The organism is Streptomyces sp. NPDC048255 (assembly GCF_040652415.1).
In the GTDB taxonomy this organism is placed as follows: Bacteria; Actinomycetota; Actinomycetes; order Streptomycetales; family Streptomycetaceae; genus Streptomyces.
The window spans coordinates 22,605-40,802 of the sequence record NZ_JBEZMA010000011.1 but is presented as its reverse complement, the minus strand read 5'-3'; the positions used below and the strand labels follow the sequence as shown (position 1 = coordinate 40,802).

Genomic DNA, 18,198 nt, shown 5'->3' with positions numbered 1-18,198 from the left:
CAGGGTCAGCCCTTGGAGCCCTCGGCCTGGTTCGGGACCGCGCCGCCGAAGCGGCGGTCGCGCTGGGCGTACTCCAGGCAGGCCGCCCACAGGTTGCGCCGGTCGAAGTCCGGCCACAGCACGTCCTGGAAGACCATCTCGGCGTACGCGCTCTGCCAGAGCAGGTAGTTGGACGTGCGCTGCTCACCGCTCGGACGCAGGAACAGGTCCACGTCCGGCATGTCCGGGTAGTACATGTACTTCGCGAAGGTCTTCTCGTTGACCTTCGACGGGTCCAGCCGGCCCGCCGCCACGTCGCGGGCGATGGCCTGCGCCGCGTCCGCGATCTCCGCGCGGCCGCCGTAGTTCACGCAGAAGTACAGGGTCATGGCGTCGTTGTCGACGGTCTGCTCCTGCGCGACCTGGAGCTCCTGGACGACCGACTTCCACATCTTCGGCATGCGGCCGACCCAGCGGATGCGGATGCCCAGCTCGTTCATCTCGTCGCGGCGGCGCCGGATCACGTCGCGGTTGAAGTTCATCAGGAAGCGCACCTCGTCGGGCGAGCGCTTCCAGTTCTCCGTCGAGAAGGCGTACAGGGAGAGGTTCTTGACGCCCATCTCCAGGCAGCCCTTGAGCACGTCCAGCACGACGCCTTCGCCGACCTTGTGGCCCTCGGTGCGCGGCAGGCCGCGCTCCTTGGCCCAGCGGCCGTTGCCGTCCATGACCACGGCGACGTGGTTGGGGACGAGCTCGCCGGGGATCTTCGGCGGGCGCTCACCGGACGGGTGCGGCTCGGGAACCTTGTACTCGCGGCGAGAGCGTCCCAGAATCCCGCGTCGTGCCATGTGCCCAGCTCCTATTTCTCGACGTATCGCAGGGAGCGTAGCCCGCGCTCCAGATGCCAGTGCAAATAGGCGGAGACCAGCCCGCTGCCCTCCCGCACGTGACGCGCCTCGCACGCGTCGGCATGGCCCCAGTCGCCCGTCAGCAGTGCGCTCAGCAGGGCGATGGCCTCCGACGAGGGTACGACGCTGCCCGGTACCCGGCAGTCCCCGCATATGACCCCGCCCGCGGCGACGGAGAAGTGCCGGTTGGGACCGTGGATCCCGCACTTGGCGCAGTCGTCGAAGCTGGGCGCGTAGCCGTTGACGGCGAGGGAGCGCAGCAGGAAGGCGTCGAGGATGAGGTGCGGTTCGTGTTCGCCGCGGGAGAGCGTCCGCAGCGCCCCTACGAGGAGCAGGTACTGCTGGACGGCGGGTTCGCCCTCGTTCTCGGTGAACCGCTCGGCGGTCTCCAGCATGGCGGTGCCGGCGGTGTAGCGGGCGTAGTCGGTGACGATGCCGTTGCCGTACGGGGCGATGATCTCGGTCTGGGTGCAGAGCGGGAGGCTGCGGCCGATGAGCTCGCTGCCGCGGGCGAAGAACTGCACGTCGGCGTGGGAGAAAGGTTCCAGCCCGGCCCCGAACTTGGATTTGGTGCGCCGGACCCCGCGGGCGACGGCCCGTACCCGGCCGTGGCCCCGGGTCAGCAGCGTGATGATGCGGTCCGCCTCACCCAGCTTCTGGGTGCGCAGCACGATGCCGTCGTCGCGGAACAGACTCATGGGCCCATTGTCGCCTGCCGCGCGGACAGCGAAGGCCCCTCGCCCGGGACGGGGGTCCGGGCGAGGGGCCAGCACCCCTTGGGAGGATCAGGTGGCGGAGGACGGTTCCGCGTCGTCCGCCTTCTTGGAACCGGACGCTTTCTCGGCTCCGGCCGCGGGGGCCGCAGCCTGGGCGGGGACCACCGCGGCGACCGCCTCGGCGTCGGGTTCGGCGGCGGATTCCGCGTCGGCTTCGGCTTCGGCGGCGGGTTCCACGGCCAGGCCGGTGGCGGCCTCGGCGGCGGGTTCCACGGCCAGGCCGGTGGCGGCCTCGGTGGCGGCGGCCACGCCGTGCGCGTCGTCCTTGGCCGGGCCGTTGAAGAGCAGGTTGAGGACGATGGCCGCCGTGGCACCGAGGGTGACACCGCTGTTGAGCAGCGAGGACAGGTCCGCGTCCAGGTGCTTGGAGAAGAAGACCGGGACGGTCGCCGGGAGCAGGGCGAAGGCGAGGGAGACGCCGACGATCAGCGCGTTCTTCTCCTCCTTGAGGTCCACCTTGCCCAGGGTCTGGATGCCTGCCAGGGCGACCATGCCGAACATGACGGTCGCGGCGCCGCCGAGGACCCCGTGCGGGACGGCGGCGACGATCGCGGCGGCCTTGGGCAGCAGACCCAGGACGATCATGAAGACACCGGCGGCGACGACCACGAACCGGCTCTTGACCTTGGTCATCCGCACCAGGCCGACGTTCTCGGCGAAGGCGACGTACGGGAAGGAGTTGAGGACGCCGCCGAGGGCGGTCGCGGCGCCGTCGGCGCGCAGGGCGCGGGCGACGGTCTCGCTGTCGATGTCCTTCTCGACGATCTCGCCGACCGCGTAGGTGTCACCGGTCGTCTCGACCATGGTGATCAGCATGACGATCAGCATCAGGACGATGGGGAACCACTGGAACTGCGGGACTCCGAAGTGGAAGGGGGTGGTGACCCCGATCCAGTCCGACTTGCCGACGTCGCCGAACTTCGCGTCGCCGAGGAGGAAGGCGGCCGCGGTGCCGCCGACCAGGCCGAGGAGGATCGAGATGCTGGAGAGGAACGGCTTGCCGATCTTCATCAGGATCAGGATGAAGAGCATCGTGCCGCCGGCGTAGGCGAAGTGCTTGGGGTCGCCGAAGTCGGGGCTGCCGACGCCGCCCGCCGCGTCGTTGAGGCCGACGGGGATCAGGACCACGCCGAGCACGGTGATCACCGTGCCGGTGACGACCGGCGGGAACAGCCGCATGACGGCCCGGAACGCCTTGGCGGGCAGCCAGGCGAAGGCGAAGGTCGCGATGCCGGCGGTGATGACCGCGCCGTAGATGACCAGCAGCGCGGCGGTCCCGCCGCTCGCGCCGAGTCCGATGGCGATCATCGGGGAGACGGCGGTGAAGGTCACGCCCTGGATCAGGGGCAGGCGCGCACCGATCCGGCCGATGCCGAAGGCCTGGATGATCGAGGCGATACCGCAGGTGAAGAGGTCCGCGTTGATCAGGTAGACCAGCTGCTCAGGGCTCAGTTTCAGCGCGTTGCCGACGATGATCGGGACGATCACCGCGCCGGCGTAGAACGCGAGGACGTGCTGGAAGCCGTAGAGCGCGAGCTTGGGGAGGGGGAGCACCTCGTCGACCGGGTGGGTGCTCTGCTTTCCGTTGCCGGAAAGCCGGGCGGCGACACGTGCCATCTCTGCCTGGCCCTTCAAAGAGGTAGGTAAGTGAGAGGAGATCTGGTTGTCCCTGGCCGGAGTGGGTCGCTAACCCGTTGGTCCGTCAGGGTTGTCAGTGGAGTTCACCGTGAATCGAAGCCCCGCTGTGTTACGGGCGGCGTCTCGTCGTGTGACCGGAATTGAACGCCTGTGGGGGGACTCACAGATATCGTCAACTTCTACAAATTGTTGACGCTTCGCGATCTTCGATCTGTCGATTCCTCCCATTGCGGAGGCTTCCGCACAGGCGTATGCACGACACCCCCCTGAGGGGCGCATTCCGGCCGCGCAGTCGCGAACTCCCACGCCAACTGCCCACGCCACGCCCGGTCATGTGCTTCAGGTGCGCAAACCCGCCGTCCCCGCTCCGGCTGTCCGACAGGTGGGACGCACCCGGCCCGAAACGGCCGCCGCCGTCAGCCGCACCCCGCCCGGAGGGTACGAATCCGGTCGCGTGCGGCCGGATCGTTACGTCCGGCGGGGCCGTTTCGGCCGCTTCCGGCGCGCCCGCCACCGTCCGCCGCCGCCCGCCGGGGACCCGCCCGTACACGAGCGAGGGCCCGGCGGAGATCCGCCGGGCCCTGGGAAGGCTCCGTACACCGCCCGCGCGCGCTCAGGGCGCGCGGACCGCCGACAGCAGCCGGGCCACCTCGTCCGTGCCGATCCGCAGCGCCGCGCCCACCGTGGCGAGGACCTCGCGCTCCGCCGGGGTGTACGGGCCGTCCGCGAGCGCGATACGGGCGCCCTGCAGCAGGATCGATTCGCGGCCCGGTCCGGCCAGGTGCGGGGCCAGCGGCTCCAGGGCCTCGTGGAGCTCTATCGACAGGGCCGCCCCGCAGCACTCCGGGACGTCGTACAGGCCGAGCCGGCCCTCCTCGGTGGACAGCGCCTCCACGAGGGCCTCCAGCTGCTCCTCGGTGCAGTCCTGGAAGCCCACGGCCCGTACGGCGCACACGGCGGCCTCCAGGGCCCCCTGCGAGGCCGTCCCGCCCGCGGCGAGCACGGCCAGCGTCACGGTGTGCACGGCGTCGCGCAGCAGCGCCGTGAACCGGGTCGTCGTGAGGTGGTCGAGGACCTCGGTGCCGAAGCGCTCCCGGCACCCCTGGCACTCGACGACGGGCCCGGCCTCCCCGCGCGGCACCAGCGGCACCCCGAGGACGGTGAACCGGCGGCGCCCGGTCCGCCTGCGGTAATTGCGGTCCCCACCGCAGGCGGGGCAGAAGAACTCCCCGTCACCCACGGTGCTCCAGGTGGTACGGATGCCCCAGACCGTCAGCTTCCGGCCGTCCCCACCCCGAACTGGCAGCACGTCGCACCTCCGTAACCTTCCGGCAACATCGCCGGGTTGGCGTGATGTTAGCCACATCGGTGAGGATGCGTCAGTCGTGTGACAAGACAACCTCTGCCACGACGCGGACTTGGCCGAACTGCGCCCCCGCCCCGGCCCCGTCCGGCCCCGACCCGACCTGCGGTTCTCTAGGGTCTGCCGCATGAACGAGAAGTCCTGTCTGGTGACCGGCGCCGCGAGCGGGATCGGCCGGGCCACGGCCCTGCTGCTGGCCCGCTCGGGGGCCCGGGTGACCGCCGCCGATGTCAACGGCCCCGGGGTCGAGGCCCTGCGTGCGCAACTGGCCGGGGAGGGGTACGGGATCACCGCGGTCACCGGTGACGTCTCCGATCCGCGGGCCAACCGGGCCATGGTCGACGCCGCCCTCGACGCGTACGGGCGGCTCGACGTCGCCGTGGCGAACGCCGGGGTGCTCCCCCTTTCGGACGTACGCGAGACCAGCCCCGAGGACTGGGACCACGTCATGGCCATCGACGGCCGGGGCATGTTCCTGACCTGCAAGTACGCCATCGAGGCGATGACGGCGCAGCCGCGGCCCGGCGGGGCGCTGGTCTGCGTCTCCTCGATCTCGGGGGTGGCGGGGCAGGCCCGCCAGGCGGCATACGGGCCGGCGAAGTTCGTCGCGTCGGGGCTGACCAAGCACCTCGCGGTGGAGTGGGCCGCGCACGGGATCCGGGTCAACGCGGTGGCCCCCGGCACCATCCGTACGGAGCGGGTGCTCGCGCTGAAGGACGAGCCCGGCGGGCCGGAGTACCTGGAGGAGATCGCGGGGGCCCACCCGATGGGGCGGCTCGGCGAGCCGGAGGAGGTGGCCCGGGTCATCGCCTTCCTGGCCTCCGACGCGGCCTCGTTCGTGACGGGCGTGGTGCTCCCGGTGGACGGCGGGTACCTGGCGCGCTGAGCCGCGCCCGGCCCGGCCGACGGGGCACCCCCCGGGAAACGGCGCTGCCCCGCCCCTCCGGGTGGAGGGACGGGGCAGCGGCCGGGTGACTCAGCGGCCCGCGCGGTTGACGGCGGAGATGACCGCCTTCAGGGAGGCGCGGGTGGTGTTGGCGTCGATGCCGATGCCCCACAGGACGCGGCCGTCGATGGCGCACTCGATGTACGAGGCGGCCACGGCGGAGGCGCCCTCGCTCATGGTGTGCTCGGTGTAGTCCAGCAGGCGGGCGTCGACGCCGATGCCGGCCAGCGCGTCGAAGAAGGCGGAGATCGGACCGTTGCCGGTGCCGTTCAGGACGGCGTCGACGCCGTCGACGACCGCCTCGACGGTCAGCGTGTCCGTGCCGTCCTTGTCGGTGGCCGTCGAACCGGAGCGCAGCTGGATGCGGCCCCACGGGTTCTCGGGGTTGGGCAGGTACTCGTCCGAGAACACGTCCCAGATCGCCTTCGGCGTGACCTCGCCGCCCTCGGCGTCGGTCTTGGCCTGGATGATGCGGGAGAACTCGATCTGCATGCGGCGCGGCAGGTCCAGCTTGTGGTCGTTCTTCAGGACGTACGCGATGCCGCCCTTGCCGGACTGCGAGTTGACCCGGATGACGGCCTCGTAGGAGCGGCCGACGTCCTTGGGGTCGATGGGCAGGTACGGCACGGCCCACTCGATGTCGTCGACCGTCTTGCCCGCGGCGGCCGCGTCGGCCTCCATGGCGTCGAAGCCCTTCTTGATGGCGTCCTGGTGGGAGCCGGAGAAGGCGGTGTAGACCAGGTCGCCCGCGTAGGGGTGGCGCGGGTGGACCTCCATCTGGTTGCAGTACTCGCTGGTGCGGCGGATCTCGTCGATCTGCGAGAAGTCGATCTGCGGGTCGATGCCCTGGGAGAACAGGTTCATGCCCAGGGTGATCAGGTCGACGTTGCCGGTGCGCTCGCCCTGGCCGAACAGGCAGCCCTCGATGCGGTCGGCGCCGGCCATCAGGGCCAGCTCGGCGGCGGCGACGGCGGTGCCGCGGTCGTTGTGCGGGTGCACGGAGATGCAGATGTGCTCGCGGCGGGTCAGGTTGCGGGCCATCCACTCGAAGCGGTCCGCGTGGGTGGAGGGCGTCGAGCGCTCCACGGTGGCGGGCAGGTTCAGGATGATCTCGCGGCCCTCGGCCGGCTGCCAGACGTCGCAGACGGCCTCGCAGACCTCCAGGGCGAAGTCCAGCTCGGTGTCGGTGAAGATCTCCGGACTGTACTGGTAGCCGAAGGTGGTCTCGGGGCCCAGCAGCTTCCCGGCGTACTCCATGACCAGGCGGGTGCCGTCGACGGCGATCTGCTTGATCTGCTCCTTGGAGCCGCGGAAGACGACCCGGCGGAAGGTCGGCGCGGTCGCGTTGTACAGGTGGACGGTGGCGCGCTTGGCGCCGACCAGGGACTCCACGGTCCGCTCGATCAGGTCCTCGCGGGCCTGGGTCAGTACGGAGATGGTGACGTCGTCCGGGATCGCGCCCTCTTCGATGATGGAGCGCACGAAGGCGAAGTCGGTCTCGCCGGAGGACGGGAAGCCGACCTCGATCTCCTTGTAGCCCATGCGCACCAGCAGGTCGAACATCTCGCGCTTGCGGGCGGGGGTCATCGGGTCGATCAGCGACTGGTTGCCGTCGCGCAGGTCGGTGGAGAGCCAGCGGGGAGCCTTGGTGACGCGGGCGTCCGGCCAGGTGCGGTCCGGGATGTCCACCTGCTCGTACTGGCCGTACTTGTGGATCGGCATCCCGGAGGACTTCTGGGTGTGGGTCGCGTTGGTGATGGGCGTGGGGCGACCGACAAAAGGCTGCTGGCTCATGGCGTTGGGCTCCTCGCGTGTCCGCGTGTAGTTCGCTGGGACGGCCGACGGCGGTCGTAAAAACCGCAACACCAAACTCCGCGGGGAGGGGGTCGGCCTACGACTACAGACCCTCGCCGCGGCAGCTAAGGAGAAGCAGCCCGAAACGCATGATGGACCGAGCCTAGCCGAGCCGCGCCGTGACGCGAGGACCTGTTTCAGTATGCAAGACCCAGGCGTCCGTTTTGTACCGAATGTGAGCTAGGCCTCTTCTGTCCCGCCCGGGTCAGGTGGATCCGTCAACTCCATGTCACGTCTTTCAGACAGGTGAATGAATCATGGTCGCAACTAGTGACAGCGGCATGACCCACTGCCACATTGCCGGGCATGGATGCCTCCCGTACCCACCGCCACCCCGTCTTCTGCACCGTCGTGCCCCCGCACCTCCTCGACAAGATCGCCCGGTCCGAGGACGCCCGGCGCGCCGGTCTCGCCCAGCGCACCCTCGAACGTGACGCCCTCCTGCGCACCCGCCGCCGGATCACCACCGTCCGGGGGATCGCCCCCGCTCTGGGCGCTGCCGGCTCCGACGATCCGAACCGCACGGTCTACGACGCGCAGCACCGCACCCAGCTGCCCGGCAAGAAGGTCCGCGCGGAGGGCGACCCCGCGGGCAAGGACGCCACCGTCAACCGCGCGTACGCCGGGCTCGGCGCGACGTTCGAGCTGTTCCTGAAGGGGTTCGGGCGGCGCTCGATCGACGATGCCGGGCTGGCCCTGGACGCGACCGTCCACTACGGCGAGGACTACAACAACGCCTTCTGGGACGGGCAGCAGATGGTCTTCGGCGACGGGGACGGGGACCTCTTCCTCGACTTCACGGTGTCGCTCGACGTCATCGGCCACGAGCTGACCCACGGAGTCACCCAGTACACGGCGAACCTCGAGTACTACCAGCAGTCCGGCGCCCTGAACGAGTCGATGTCCGACGTCTTCGGCTCACTGATCAAGCAGTACTCGCTGGAGCAGACGGCGGAGGAGGCGGACTGGCTGATCGGGGCGGGGCTGCTGGGGCCCGAGGTGAGCGGGGTCGCACTGCGGTCGATGAAGGCGCCGGGGACCGCGTACGACGACGACGAGCTCGGCAAGGACCCGCAGCCCGCGACGATGGACGACTACGTGCGGACCTCCCGCGACAACGGCGGTGTGCACATCAACTCCGGCATCCCCAACCACGCCTTCTACATCGCCGCGACCGAGCTGGGCGGCAAGGCCTGGGAGCGGGCGGGCCAGATCTGGTACGACACCCTCACGGGCGGGGAGCTGGCCCCGGACGCGGACTTCGCGGACTTCGCCCGGCTGTCGGTGGCGGCGGCCGTGACCCGGTACGGGGACGGGGGCGCGGAGCACCAGGCCCTCCAGAAGGCGTGGTCGGCGGTGGGCGTCCCGCTGGCCGGGTAAACGGTCCCCATGCGCATTCTGGTGATCAGGACGGGTGGCTTCGCGGGCATCGAGCGCCGGGCCGAGGTGGACACCTCGGACCGGCCCGACGAGGACGAGTGGCGGGCCCTGGCCCAGCTGGCCCTGCGGCCGGGTCCGCCGGGGCACGGGGCGGACCGGGTGCGGGACGGGTTCTCGTACCGGATCACGGTGGACGGGCGGACGGTGTCCTGCCAGGAGCCGCACCTGTCGGACGCCCAGCGGGCGCTGATCTCGCGCGTGCTGAAGGAGGGCGCCTGAAAGGGCGCTGAACAGGGCGCCGGGCCGGGCACTGAGACCGGGCGCAGAGGCCGGGCGCTTAAAGGAGGTGTCCGGACGGCACCGCTTTGCTTGGATGGCCCGATGTCCAACCACAAGATCAACGGGGCCGGCGGGAAACTGTCCGAGCTGGAGCGGTACTACGACACGGTGCCGCGGGCGGGCGGGGCGCGGGCCGAGGACTTCGGCCCGCTGACGCTGTTCGTCCAGGAGGGCGCGGGCTGGCCGTACTACGCGCGGCCCGCGCTCGGCGGCCCGGAGGCGACGGCCGCCGACGTGGAGCGGGTGCGGGCCCGCCAGCGGGAGCTGAAGGTCCCGGAGGCCTTCGAATGGGTGGCCGAAACCAGCCCGGCGCTCCGGGCCGCGGTGGAGGCGGCGGGACTGCACGTCCACGCGCACCCCCTGATGGTCCTGGACCCGGCGGCCGCGGCCGTCCCCGCCCATCCGGACGTACGCCTGCTCGGCGCGGACGACCCGCTGCTGACGGCGGCGGTCACGGTCCCCGCCCTTGCCTTCGCGGCCCCGGGAACGGCGGTGGGCGAGGCCGGCCCGACCGAACTGGCGGCGGCGACGGCGGCTCCTGAGGCGCAGGCCCGCCGGGCCCGGGTCTCCGGAATGCTGGCGTCGGGCCGTACGGTCATGGCGGCGGCCGCCCGGGACGGCGTGGTGCTGTGCTCGGGCCTGTACAACCCGGTCGGCGACGTCGCCGAGGTGGTGGCCGTCGGCACCCTGCCCGCGGCGCGGCGCCAAGGGCTGGCCCTCGGGGTGACGGCGGCCCTGGTCGCGCGGGCCCGTACGAGCGGGATCCGTACGGTCTTCCTCTCCGCGGGCGACGAGGACGTGGCCCGCGTCTACGCCCGCATCGGCTTCCGCCGGGTGGCGACGGCCCTGATCGCCGAGCCGCCGGAGGCATAGCCGGACCCGGGGGGCGCTTTTGCGGAAACGGCAAAGATGTTTGCCTCCCGGACCCCCTCGGCGGAGCATCGGCGGCACAGCCACGCAGACGGAAAGAGGCCGCCGTGACCGAGCACGCGCACACGCACACGCACGAGACCCAGCCCGAGGGGGGCCAGGAGTTCTGGGACGACCGCTACCGCGAGAGCGACCGGATGTGGAGCGGCAACGCCAACGCCGTCCTGGTGCGGGAGGTCCAGGGCCTGGCCCCCGGCCGCGCCCTGGACCTCGGGTGCGGCGAAGGGGCCGACGCGGTGTGGCTGGCCCGGCAGGGCTGGCAGGTCACCGCGACCGACATCTCCGGCGTGGCCCTGGGCCGGGCGGCCGCGCACGCCGCCGAGGCGGGGGTGGCCGAGCGGGTCGAGTGGCAGCGGCACGATTTCGCGGAGTCCTTCCCCGAGGGGGAGTTCGACCTCGTGTCGGCCTGCTTCCTGCACACGTACGGGGAGTTCCCGCGGCCCCGGATCCTGCGCACGGCCGCCGCCGCGGTGGCCCCCGGCGGGGTCCTCCTGGTCGTCGGCCACGCGGGCGGCCCGTCGTGGGCCCCGGACGCTCACTCGGGCCTCGCGTTCCCCACCCCCGAGGAGGTCCTGGAGCAGCTGGAGCTCCCGGAGGGCGGCTGGGAGGTCCTGCTCGCGGAGGAACACGTACAGCCCATGAAGGCCCCCGACGGCAGCGCCGGCACCCGCCCGGACAACGTGCTCAAGGTCCGGCGCCTGCGCTAGGTCGTGTCGTCGAAGTGCCGTCTGGCTGGTGGGGTCCGGCACGCACGCTCGCCGCGTTGTCGTCGGTCGCCGATGCTCCGCATCGACTCCCTCCTCCGCCTTGCGATCGCACGCACCAGACCCCACCAGCACCGCCCTCCGGGCGGCCGACGCCACTTTGACGGCACTCCCTGGTGCTGTGGCCCTGTCCGTCCGGTCCGCCCCGTCCCTCCTGTCCGCTCGGAGGGGGCCCGGCACTCGGGGCGCGCGGCTCGCGGGAGCGACGTACGGTGATGCCGATGTCGCCGACCGTTGATGTTCCCGCTGCGGAGGTACACGGATGCGTACGGTCCAAGGGGTCGCCCTCGACGGGCTCAGGGCCCGGGTACGGGCCCTCGCGGAGCGCACTTGGCTGCCGGTGCGGCCCGCGCCCGAGGATGCCCGGGGGAGCGGTCCGCCCGTCGCCGGGTACGGCCGCTTCCGCCCGGCCGCCGGAGGAGCCGGCCGGTCGCCCCGGGGCGGGACACCGGTCGCGGACCGCGGTCCGGCCGTGCCGTCGCTGGGCGCGGCAACTCCCGGCCGGCGGACATCCGTAAAGGAATCGCTTCCGCGTGCCGCCGCGCTCGTCCGCGGCTTCGTGCCCGCCCGCCCCCGCCCCGGCACGGCCCGCGCCTCCGCCGCCGTCCTGCGCGCCCTGCGGGCCCGGCGCGGGGACGAGCCCGTCCTCGTACGCGCCCGCTCCGGCCGGACGGTGCTCGTCCTCCTCGCCCCCGGGGACGTGCGCCGGTTCTACGCCGAACCCGTGAGCGTCCTCGCGGCCGACCCGCCGCAGCCCGCCGGCCTCGGCTGCCCCCACGCCGGACCCGGCCGCGAGCAGCGGCTGGCCAGCGAGGAGGTGCTCGCCGCGGGCGTCCCCGTACACCCCTCCTGCGCCGCCTTCCTGACGGCCGTGGCCGAGGAGGCCCGGCACCTGACCGCCTCCGGCACCCTGGAATTCGCCCGCGCCCGCCACGCCGTGGGCCGCGCCGCCCGCCGGATCGTCCTCGGCGAGGCCGCCGCCGGCGACGAGGAACTCGCGGTCTGGCTCGGGCAGTCCCGGGCCAAGAGCCGGGCCCGCGCCGCACACCGCATCCGGGAGTACGCCCGCCACGCCGGCCCCGGCACCCTCCTGGGGCGGGCCGCCCGGCACACCGGGCCCGCCGCCGTCGCCGACCCCTTCGGCCAGGCCCGACAGTGGTTGCTGGCCATGGAATCCCTGCCGGCCACCCTGCTGCGCACCCTGCTCCTGCTCGGCGCGCACCCAGCCGAGCAGGACGCGGCCGCCGCGGAGGCCGCGGGTGACGCGGCCCGGGGCGAACTGCGCCGACTGCGGGCGTGCGTAAGGGAATCACTGCGCCTGTACCCGGTGGTGCCCGACCTGGTCCGGACCACCCGCACCGAGACCGAGTGGCGCGGCGTGCGCTACCCGGCCGGCACCTCCGTACTGCTGCCCGCCGCGTTCCACCAGCGAGACCCCGAACGGGTCCCGGCCGCGCACGTCTTCGTACCGGGCCGGTGGAAGAACCCGGACGCCGACCAGGACCTCCGGATGGCGCCCTTCGGCCACGGCGGCGGCCGCTGCCCGGGTGACCAGCTGGGCCTGCTGGTCACGGCCGCGTTCTGCGCCGAGGTGCTACGGGGCCACCGCGTCGGGAGGTCCCGGCCGGTCCTGGACCCGGTGGGACCGCTGCCCACGACGCTCGATCCGCACGCCATCCGGCTCACCCTCACCCGCCGCTGACCTGGACCCGCCGACCCCGTACCGCCGCCGCCCCCGTACCCGCCGCGCCCCAGCCGCCGCGGCCCAGTCCACCGCCCCCCGACCCCTGCCGAACCACGCGAGGATCCCATGCCCGACGCCGCGACCGCCGCGTCCAACGCCGCCTCCACCGACGTGGACACCGACCTGCTCGTCGACCTGTGCCGTGAACTCGCCGAGGCCGCCGACGCGGTCGGCGAGGCCGCCCGCTACGCCTCGGGGCTGGCCCTCGGCGGCCGGCTGCCCGCGACCGCCCTCGCCCGCGGCGGCCGCCGCAGGCTCGGCTGGCGCACCCTGCTGCGCACCCTCACCGATCCGTCGGGCCTCGGCTGGGCCCCGCGCGGCCGGGGGGTGGCGCGGGCCGGAAGGCTCGCCGGGATGCTGACGGGCCGCGAGAGCCTCGCGGTCACCGTCGCCGTCTGCGGACTCCGCGTCCGGATCCGGGCCGAGAGCGCGGCCCGCCCCGACCTCCTCGGCGACCCCGGCGCGGCGGCGGTCCTGAAGGCCGTCGAGGAGGGCCGGCAGGCGGAGGCCGCCCGGCTGTTCCGGGGCCTCGTGCGCGACCGGGGCGCCGGGCCCGCCTTCTCGCTGCTGACCCCGGCCTTCGCCGACATCCTGGCCTGGAACGCCCTGACCGACGCGAACCCCTTCAACGACCACGCCGGCTGGCAGGTCGCCACCGGCCGGGCCGTGCCCGCCGAACCCCTCCTCGGGCTGGGCGCCGCCTTCCGGGCCTTCTGCGACCGCGGTGCCGGGGCGCCCGCCGACCAATCGCCCCAGCCCCAGCCCCAGCCCCAGCCCCAGCCCCAGCCCCAGCCCCCGTCCACGCCCGCGCCCGATCCCCGCCCCCTGAGGGCGCTCCCGCCACCGGCACCGACCCCGCACCCGTACGCGCACTCGTACGCGCGGCCGTGTCCGGATCGGTACCCGGAACGGCCCGGCAGTCTGCGCTCCCACGCGGCGGCGCTGCGCTCCCACGCGGTGCGGCTGCGGGCGGCGGCTGCCGCGCCGGCCTGGCGGGGCCGGGGGGCCGACGTACTGCGCACCGAGGTCAGGACCCTCGCGGGCCGCTGCGCCATCGCGGCGGACGGCTTCAATCTGGCGGCGGCGCAGCTCGGAGAGGCGCGCCGGCCGCGCTGAGCGCCGCTACAGGACCAGCGACAGCAGCAGGACGAAGCCGAGGCCGACCACCGAGATGATGGTCTCCATCACCGACCACGTCTTCAGGGTCTGACCGACGGTCATGCCGAAGTACTCCTTGACCAGCCAGAACCCGGCGTCGTTGACGTGGCTGAAGAACAGCGAGCCGGACCCGATGGCGAGGACCAGCAGAGCGGTCTCGGTGGTGGACATCCCCGCGGCGAGCGGGGCCACCAGACCGGCCGCGGAGATGGTCGCCACGGTGGCCGATCCCGTGGCCAGCCGGATGGCCACGGCGATCAGCCAGGCCAGCAGCAGGGTCGGTATCGCCCAGTTCTTCGACAGGTCCAGGATCATCTGGCCGACGCCCACGTCGATGAGGGTCTGCTTGAAGCCGCCGCCCGCGCCCACGATCAGCAGGATGCCGGCGATCGGGGCCAGGGACTTCTCCACCGTGGTCGAGAGCCGCTCCTTGGTGAAGCCGGCCGCCCGGCCGAGGGTGAACATGCCCACCAGCACGGACGCGAGCAGGGCGATCAGCGGCGAGCCGATGACGTCGGTGACCCGCTGCACCGCGTTGGCGGGGTCGTTGACGACGATGTCGACCAGGGCCTTGACCAGCATCAGGGCCACCGGCAGCAGCACGGTGAAGACGGTCGCCCCGAACCGGGGGCGGTGCTCCAGCTCCGCGGAGGGCCGCTGCGCGATCATGCGCTCGGGGGCCGGGATGTCCACCCACCGCGCCGCGTACCGGGAGAACAGCGGCCCGGCGATGATCACGGTCGGGACGGCCACGAGCACGCCGAGTGCGAGGGTGACGCCCAGGTTCGCGTCGAGCGCGTCGATGGCGACGAGCGGGCCGGGGTGCGGCGGGACCAGCCCGTGCATCACGGACAGGCCGGCCAGTGCCGGGATCCCGATGCGCATCAAGGAGTAGTTGCCCCGCTTGGCCACCAGCAGGACCACCGGGATCAGCAGCACGATGCCGACCTCGAAGAAGAGCGGCAGCCCGATCACCGAGGCGATCAGCACCATCGCCCAGGGCATGGCCCGCCCCTTGGCCCGGGCCAGGATCGTGTCGACGATCTCGTCCGCGCCGCCGGAGTCCGCCAGCAGTCTGCCGAGGATCGCGCCGAGCGCGATCAGCATGCCCACGCCCGCGACGGTCGAGCCGAGGCCGGCCGTGAAACTGGCGATGGTCTTGGCGAGCGGCGCGCCCGCGAAGGCCCCGAGGGCGAGCGAGCCGACCGTCAGCGCCAGGAAGGCGTGCATCTTGAGGCGGGTGATGAGCAGGACGATGACGGCGATTCCCGCGAGGACGGCGATGCCCAGCTGGGTGTTCCCGGCCGTGGTGATCGGTCCGGTGCCGGCCGCTGCCAGTGTCTCGACGCTGAGACTGGTCACGGTGACGATTCCTTAGTTCTCGGGTGTGCTGTTCGGGGGCGTGGTGTTCTCGGGTGCGGTGTGCTCGGGCACGCTGTTCTCGGGTGCGCTGTTCCCGGCCGTGAGGAACTCCCGCAGGGCGGCCAGCGCCCGTGCGGTGATGCCCTCGGGGGACCCGGACACGTCGACGACGACGCCGGGTTCGTCGTCCTGGAGCGGCTCCAGGATGGCGAACTGCGAATCCAGCAGGGTCGTGGGCATGAAGTGGCCGGTGCGGGCGGCCATCCGCTGCTCGATCAGCGGGCGCTCACCGGTGAGGTGGACGAAGACCGTACGGGAGGCCGAGGCGCGCAGCCGGTCGCGGTAGGCGCGCTTGAGCGCCGAGGCCGAGACCACCCCGCCGCCGGTTCCCGCACGTTCGCGGATCCATGCGCCGATGGCGTCCAGCCACGGCCGGCGGTCCGTGTCGTCCAGCGGGGTGCCGGCCGACATCTTGGCGACGTTGGCCGCCGGGTGGAAGGCGTCGCCCTCGGCGTACGGGATCCCGAGCGCCTCCGCGAGCAGCCGGCCCACGGTCGTCTTGCCCGTGCCGGCCACGCCCATCACCACAATGACGCGCTGGGTGCTCACGTCGTACCTCGCTGTCCTCATCGACATCGGTCCGTGTTCGTGGGCACCACTGAAGCCTATTAAGTAGTACTTATTCAAGGGTCAAGCAGAAAACATCGCATCTTTTGTTCGCCGGGGCGTCACCGTACGCTTACGCCATGACCACCGAAGGCAGTCCTGGACAGGGCCTCCACTCCCATGTGCTGGACACCCTCGGCCTCGCGATCACCGCGGGGGAGTACCCGCCGGGCAGCGTCCTGCGCACGGACGAGATCGCCGAACGCTTCGACGCCTCCCGCACCGTCGTGCGCGAAGTCGTACGCGTCCTGGAGTCCATGCGCCTGGTCGAGTCCCGCCGCCGGGTCGGGGTCACCGTCCGCCCCACCGAGGAGTGGAACGTCTACGACCCGCGGGTCATCCGCTGGCGCCTGGCCGGCGCCGACCGCCCACGCCAGCTGCGCTCCCTCACGGTGCTCCGCTCCGCCATCGAGCCCGTCGCCGCCGGACTGGCGGCGGCCCGGGCCACCCCCGACCAGTGCGCCGAGCTCACGGAGGCGGCCCTCGGCATGGTCCGCACCTCGCGCGGCCACCAGCTGGAGGGGTACCTGCGCCACGACATCGCCTTCCACCGCGTCGTGCTGAACGCCTCCGGCAACGAGATGTTCGCCCGGCTCGGGGACGTCGTGGCGGAGGTCCTGACCGGCCGCACCGAACACGCGGTGATGTTCCACGACCCCGATCCCGCAGCCGTGACCCTCCACGTCCAGGTGGCCGAGGCGGTACGGGAGGGCGACGCGGCCCGCGCCGAGGCGCTGACCCGGCAGATCGCGGTGGGCGCCCTGGAGGAGCTGGACGTCCTCGCCCCGTAACGGGTCCGGACGCAGGTCCGCCCCGCTCGGGGCGAGCGGGGCGGGAGTCGGTTCAGCGCGCGGGAGCGCGGGTCACTGCTTGCGGGACTGGGAGATGCGCAGCATGTTGCCGGAGGGGTCGCGGAAGGCGCAGTCGCGGACGCCGTACGGCTGGTCGATCGGCTCCTGGAGCACCTCGCCACCGGCCGCGCGGACCCGCTCGAAGGTGGCGTCGCAGTCGTCGGTCGCGAGGATGACCCCGCGCAGCATGCCCTTGGCCAGCAGCTCCGCCATGGCCTGCTTGTCCTCGGGGGAGGCGTTCGGGTTCGCGAGCGGCGGTTCGAGGACGATGGCCACATCGGGCTGCGACGGCGAACCGACGGTCACCCAGCGCATGCCCTCGAACCCGACGTCGTTGCGCACCTCCAGGCCGAGCGCGTCGCGGTAGAAGGCGAGCGCCTTGTCGTGGTCGTCGACGGCGATGAAGCACTGCGAAAGCTTGATGTCCATGCCGTACACGCTACGGCTGGGCGAAGGGCCTGGCTTCTCCGTTCCTGACCGGTCGGGTGAAGATCTTGGCGACGCACGCCGGGATGTCCGCGCCCTGCTCGTGGTTGCGCGCCCGGTAGGCGCTCGGGCTCTCGCCCACCAGCTCGGTGAACCGCGAGCTGAACGAGCCCAGCGAGGTACATCCGACCGCGAAGCAGACCTCCGTCACCGACAGGTCGCCCCGGCGCAGCAGCGCCTTGGCCCGCTCGACCCTGCGCGTCATCAGGTAGCTGTACGGGGTCTCCCCGAAGGCGGCGCGGAAGCTGCGGGAGAAATGGCCCGGCGACATGAGGGCGGTGCGCGCCAGCGCCGGGACGTCGAGCGGCTCCGCGTAGTCGCGGTCCATCCGGTCACGGGCCCGGCGCAGTCGGACGAGGTCTTCCAGTGTCACGGGACCACCATCGCACAGCGCCGGGGGCGCCCCCCGACCCGGACCGGGGAGCCGCCTCTAGGTCCTGTCCGGGCGATCTTCGTGGATCAGCCCGCGTCGTCTGGTGCGGTGCATCGCAAGGCGGAGGATCGCAGTTCGTACTCGGCTGTACTCGCGCGGTCCGACAACGCGGCGAGGCGCCGTACCAGGCGGCGCGGGCCCGCGAAGATCGCCCGGACAGGGCCTAGCCCTCGGCTCCGGCTCCGGCCCCGGCTCCCGTCCCCGTCCCGGAGCCGGACGAGGTGCGCGGGGTGGTCTGCTGGACCGCCCAGCCGTTGCCGTCCGGGTCCGAGAAGTAGACGAAGGACCCCCACGGCATGTCCTGGATCTCGGTCACCTCGATGCCGCGGCCCCTGAGGTCGGCGTACGCCTCCTCGATGTCGGTGACGACGACCTGCATGTTGTCCAGGGAGCCCGGAGTCATCCGGGTGAGTCCCTTGCCCAGGGCGATCGAGCAGGCCGACCCCGGCGGGGTGAGCTGCACGAAGCGGATGTCCTCGCTCACCGTGACGTCGTGGTCGGCGTTGAAGCCGATCCGCTCGTAGAAGGCCTTGGCCCGGTCCACATCGGTGACGGGGACCGCGACCAGTTCCAGCTTGATGTCCATCTGATGCTCCAAGATCGGAAGTTGCCCGGCGGGGC

17 protein-coding genes and 1 pseudogene are annotated in these 18,198 nt (G+C 72.4%); 8 read left to right on the top strand and 10 right to left on the bottom strand.

Going from position 1 to position 18,198, the window contains the following annotated elements:
* Positions 1–5 precede the first annotated feature (5 nt).
* The 4 genes from AB0D94_RS12060 to AB0D94_RS12045 form a co-directional block, all read right to left on the bottom strand.
* The gene (locus AB0D94_RS12060) at positions 6–827 is read right to left on the bottom strand and encodes an isoprenyl transferase (RefSeq protein WP_362049626.1); all 822 of its coding nucleotides are present in this window, start codon (positions 825–827) and stop codon (positions 6–8) included.
* 11 nt (positions 828–838) lie between these two features.
* Positions 839–1,585: a DNA repair protein RecO gene (gene recO / locus AB0D94_RS12055; RefSeq protein ID WP_362049623.1), complete on the bottom strand. Its 747-nt coding sequence runs from the start codon at positions 1,583–1,585 to the stop codon at positions 839–841.
* 87 nt (positions 1,586–1,672) lie between these two features.
* Complete coding sequence (locus tag AB0D94_RS12050; protein WP_362049620.1) at positions 1,673–3,280, bottom strand: nucleobase:cation symporter-2 family protein; 1,608 nt, start codon at positions 3,278–3,280, stop codon at positions 1,673–1,675.
* Positions 3,281–3,914: 634 nt separating this feature from the next.
* Entirely contained in the window at positions 3,915–4,610 is a 696-nt protein-coding gene (locus AB0D94_RS12045; RefSeq protein ID WP_362049617.1) for a TerB family tellurite resistance protein, read from the bottom strand.
* A gap of 181 nt (positions 4,611–4,791) precedes the next feature.
* On the opposite strand from AB0D94_RS12045, the gene AB0D94_RS12040 reads away from it, so the two are divergent.
* Positions 4,792–5,550, top strand: coding sequence for an SDR family NAD(P)-dependent oxidoreductase (locus tag AB0D94_RS12040; RefSeq protein WP_362049614.1), 759 nt, complete (start codon positions 4,792–4,794; stop codon positions 5,548–5,550).
* 90 nt (positions 5,551–5,640) lie between these two features.
* Here the strand turns inward: AB0D94_RS12040 and leuA are convergent, their stop codons facing one another.
* Positions 5,641–7,404 (bottom strand): 2-isopropylmalate synthase, encoded by a 1,764-nt coding sequence (leuA, locus tag AB0D94_RS12035; RefSeq protein ID WP_362049611.1) that lies wholly within the window; start codon positions 7,402–7,404, stop codon positions 5,641–5,643.
* 366 nt (positions 7,405–7,770) lie between these two features.
* On the opposite strand from leuA, the gene AB0D94_RS12030 reads away from it, so the two are divergent.
* From AB0D94_RS12030 to AB0D94_RS12005, 6 genes are all read left to right on the top strand, one after another.
* Entirely contained in the window at positions 7,771–8,844 is a 1,074-nt protein-coding gene (locus tag AB0D94_RS12030) for a M4 family metallopeptidase (protein ID WP_362049608.1), read from the top strand.
* Positions 8,845–8,853: 9 nt separating this feature from the next.
* Complete coding sequence (locus tag AB0D94_RS12025) at positions 8,854–9,123, top strand: protealysin inhibitor emfourin (protein ID WP_362049605.1); 270 nt, start codon at positions 8,854–8,856, stop codon at positions 9,121–9,123.
* 102 nt (positions 9,124–9,225) lie between these two features.
* Positions 9,226–10,056 carry a GNAT family N-acetyltransferase gene (locus tag AB0D94_RS12020; protein ID WP_362049601.1) on the top strand — a complete coding sequence of 277 codons (831 nt, stop codon included), beginning with the start codon at positions 9,226–9,228 and terminating at the stop codon, positions 10,054–10,056.
* A 104-nt stretch (positions 10,057–10,160) separates the two neighbouring features.
* The gene (locus AB0D94_RS12015; protein WP_362049598.1) at positions 10,161–10,820 is read left to right on the top strand and encodes a class I SAM-dependent methyltransferase; all 660 of its coding nucleotides are present in this window, start codon (positions 10,161–10,163) and stop codon (positions 10,818–10,820) included.
* 319 nt (positions 10,821–11,139) lie between these two features.
* Positions 11,140–12,579 (top strand): cytochrome P450, encoded by a 1,440-nt coding sequence (locus AB0D94_RS12010; RefSeq protein ID WP_362049595.1) that lies wholly within the window; start codon positions 11,140–11,142, stop codon positions 12,577–12,579.
* 108 nt (positions 12,580–12,687) lie between these two features.
* Positions 12,688–13,737, top strand: a complete 1,050-nt coding sequence (locus AB0D94_RS12005; protein WP_362049592.1) for a hypothetical protein — start codon at positions 12,688–12,690, stop codon at positions 13,735–13,737.
* Between the two features lie 6 nt (positions 13,738–13,743).
* Here AB0D94_RS12005 and AB0D94_RS12000 read toward each other — a convergent pair whose 3' ends face one another.
* Together AB0D94_RS12000 and AB0D94_RS11995 are read right to left on the bottom strand one after the other, a co-directional pair.
* Entirely contained in the window at positions 13,744–15,141 is a 1,398-nt protein-coding gene (locus AB0D94_RS12000) for a gluconate:H+ symporter (protein ID WP_362049589.1), read from the bottom strand.
* Positions 15,142–15,252: 111 nt separating this feature from the next.
* Positions 15,253–15,750 (bottom strand): annotated as a pseudogene (locus AB0D94_RS11995) (gluconokinase); the annotation flags it as partial.
* Between the two features lie 137 nt (positions 15,751–15,887).
* On the opposite strand from AB0D94_RS11995, the gene AB0D94_RS11990 reads away from it, so the two are divergent.
* Entirely contained in the window at positions 15,888–16,598 is a 711-nt protein-coding gene (locus tag AB0D94_RS11990) for an FCD domain-containing protein (protein WP_362049586.1), read from the top strand.
* 72 nt (positions 16,599–16,670) lie between these two features.
* Here the strand turns inward: AB0D94_RS11990 and AB0D94_RS11985 are convergent, their stop codons facing one another.
* The 3 genes from AB0D94_RS11985 to AB0D94_RS11975 all read right to left on the bottom strand — a co-directional run bounded on the left by AB0D94_RS11985 (position 16,671) and on the right by AB0D94_RS11975 (position 18,163).
* Positions 16,671–17,087, bottom strand: a complete 417-nt coding sequence (locus AB0D94_RS11985) for a VOC family protein (RefSeq protein ID WP_362049584.1) — start codon at positions 17,085–17,087, stop codon at positions 16,671–16,673.
* Between the two features lie 10 nt (positions 17,088–17,097).
* The gene (locus AB0D94_RS11980) at positions 17,098–17,517 is read right to left on the bottom strand and encodes a helix-turn-helix transcriptional regulator (RefSeq protein WP_362049581.1); all 420 of its coding nucleotides are present in this window, start codon (positions 17,515–17,517) and stop codon (positions 17,098–17,100) included.
* A 223-nt stretch (positions 17,518–17,740) separates the two neighbouring features.
* Positions 17,741–18,163 (bottom strand): VOC family protein, encoded by a 423-nt coding sequence (locus AB0D94_RS11975; RefSeq protein ID WP_362049578.1) that lies wholly within the window; start codon positions 18,161–18,163, stop codon positions 17,741–17,743.
* Between the last annotated feature and the right edge of the window lie 35 nt (positions 18,164–18,198).

Bases quoted from the DNA above. Each gene is read 5' to 3' on its own strand.
- recO (WP_362049623.1), bottom strand. From the start codon at position 1,585: ATGAGTCTGTTCCGCGACGACGGCATCGTGCTGCGCACCCAGAAGCTG.
- leuA (WP_362049611.1), bottom strand. From the start codon at position 7,404: ATGAGCCAGCAGCCTTTTGTCGGTCGCCCCACGCCCATCACCAACGCG.
- AB0D94_RS12050 (WP_362049620.1), bottom strand. From the start codon at position 3,280: ATGGCACGTGTCGCCGCCCGGCTTTCCGGCAACGGAAAGCAGAGCACC.
- AB0D94_RS12040 (WP_362049614.1), top strand. From the start codon at position 4,792: ATGAACGAGAAGTCCTGTCTGGTGACCGGCGCCGCGAGCGGGATCGGC.
- AB0D94_RS11985 (WP_362049584.1), bottom strand. From the start codon at position 17,087: ATGGACATCAAGCTTTCGCAGTGCTTCATCGCCGTCGACGACCACGAC.
- AB0D94_RS12060 (WP_362049626.1), bottom strand. From the start codon at position 827: ATGGCACGACGCGGGATTCTGGGACGCTCTCGCCGCGAGTACAAGGTT.
- AB0D94_RS12025 (WP_362049605.1), top strand. From the start codon at position 8,854: ATGCGCATTCTGGTGATCAGGACGGGTGGCTTCGCGGGCATCGAGCGC.
- AB0D94_RS12030 (WP_362049608.1), top strand. From the start codon at position 7,771: ATGGATGCCTCCCGTACCCACCGCCACCCCGTCTTCTGCACCGTCGTG.
- AB0D94_RS12020 (WP_362049601.1), top strand. From the start codon at position 9,226: ATGTCCAACCACAAGATCAACGGGGCCGGCGGGAAACTGTCCGAGCTG.
- AB0D94_RS12005 (WP_362049592.1), top strand. From the start codon at position 12,688: ATGCCCGACGCCGCGACCGCCGCGTCCAACGCCGCCTCCACCGACGTG.
- AB0D94_RS11990 (WP_362049586.1), top strand. From the start codon at position 15,888: ATGACCACCGAAGGCAGTCCTGGACAGGGCCTCCACTCCCATGTGCTG.
- AB0D94_RS11975 (WP_362049578.1), bottom strand. From the start codon at position 18,163: ATGGACATCAAGCTGGAACTGGTCGCGGTCCCCGTCACCGATGTGGAC.
- AB0D94_RS12010 (WP_362049595.1), top strand. From the start codon at position 11,140: ATGCGTACGGTCCAAGGGGTCGCCCTCGACGGGCTCAGGGCCCGGGTA.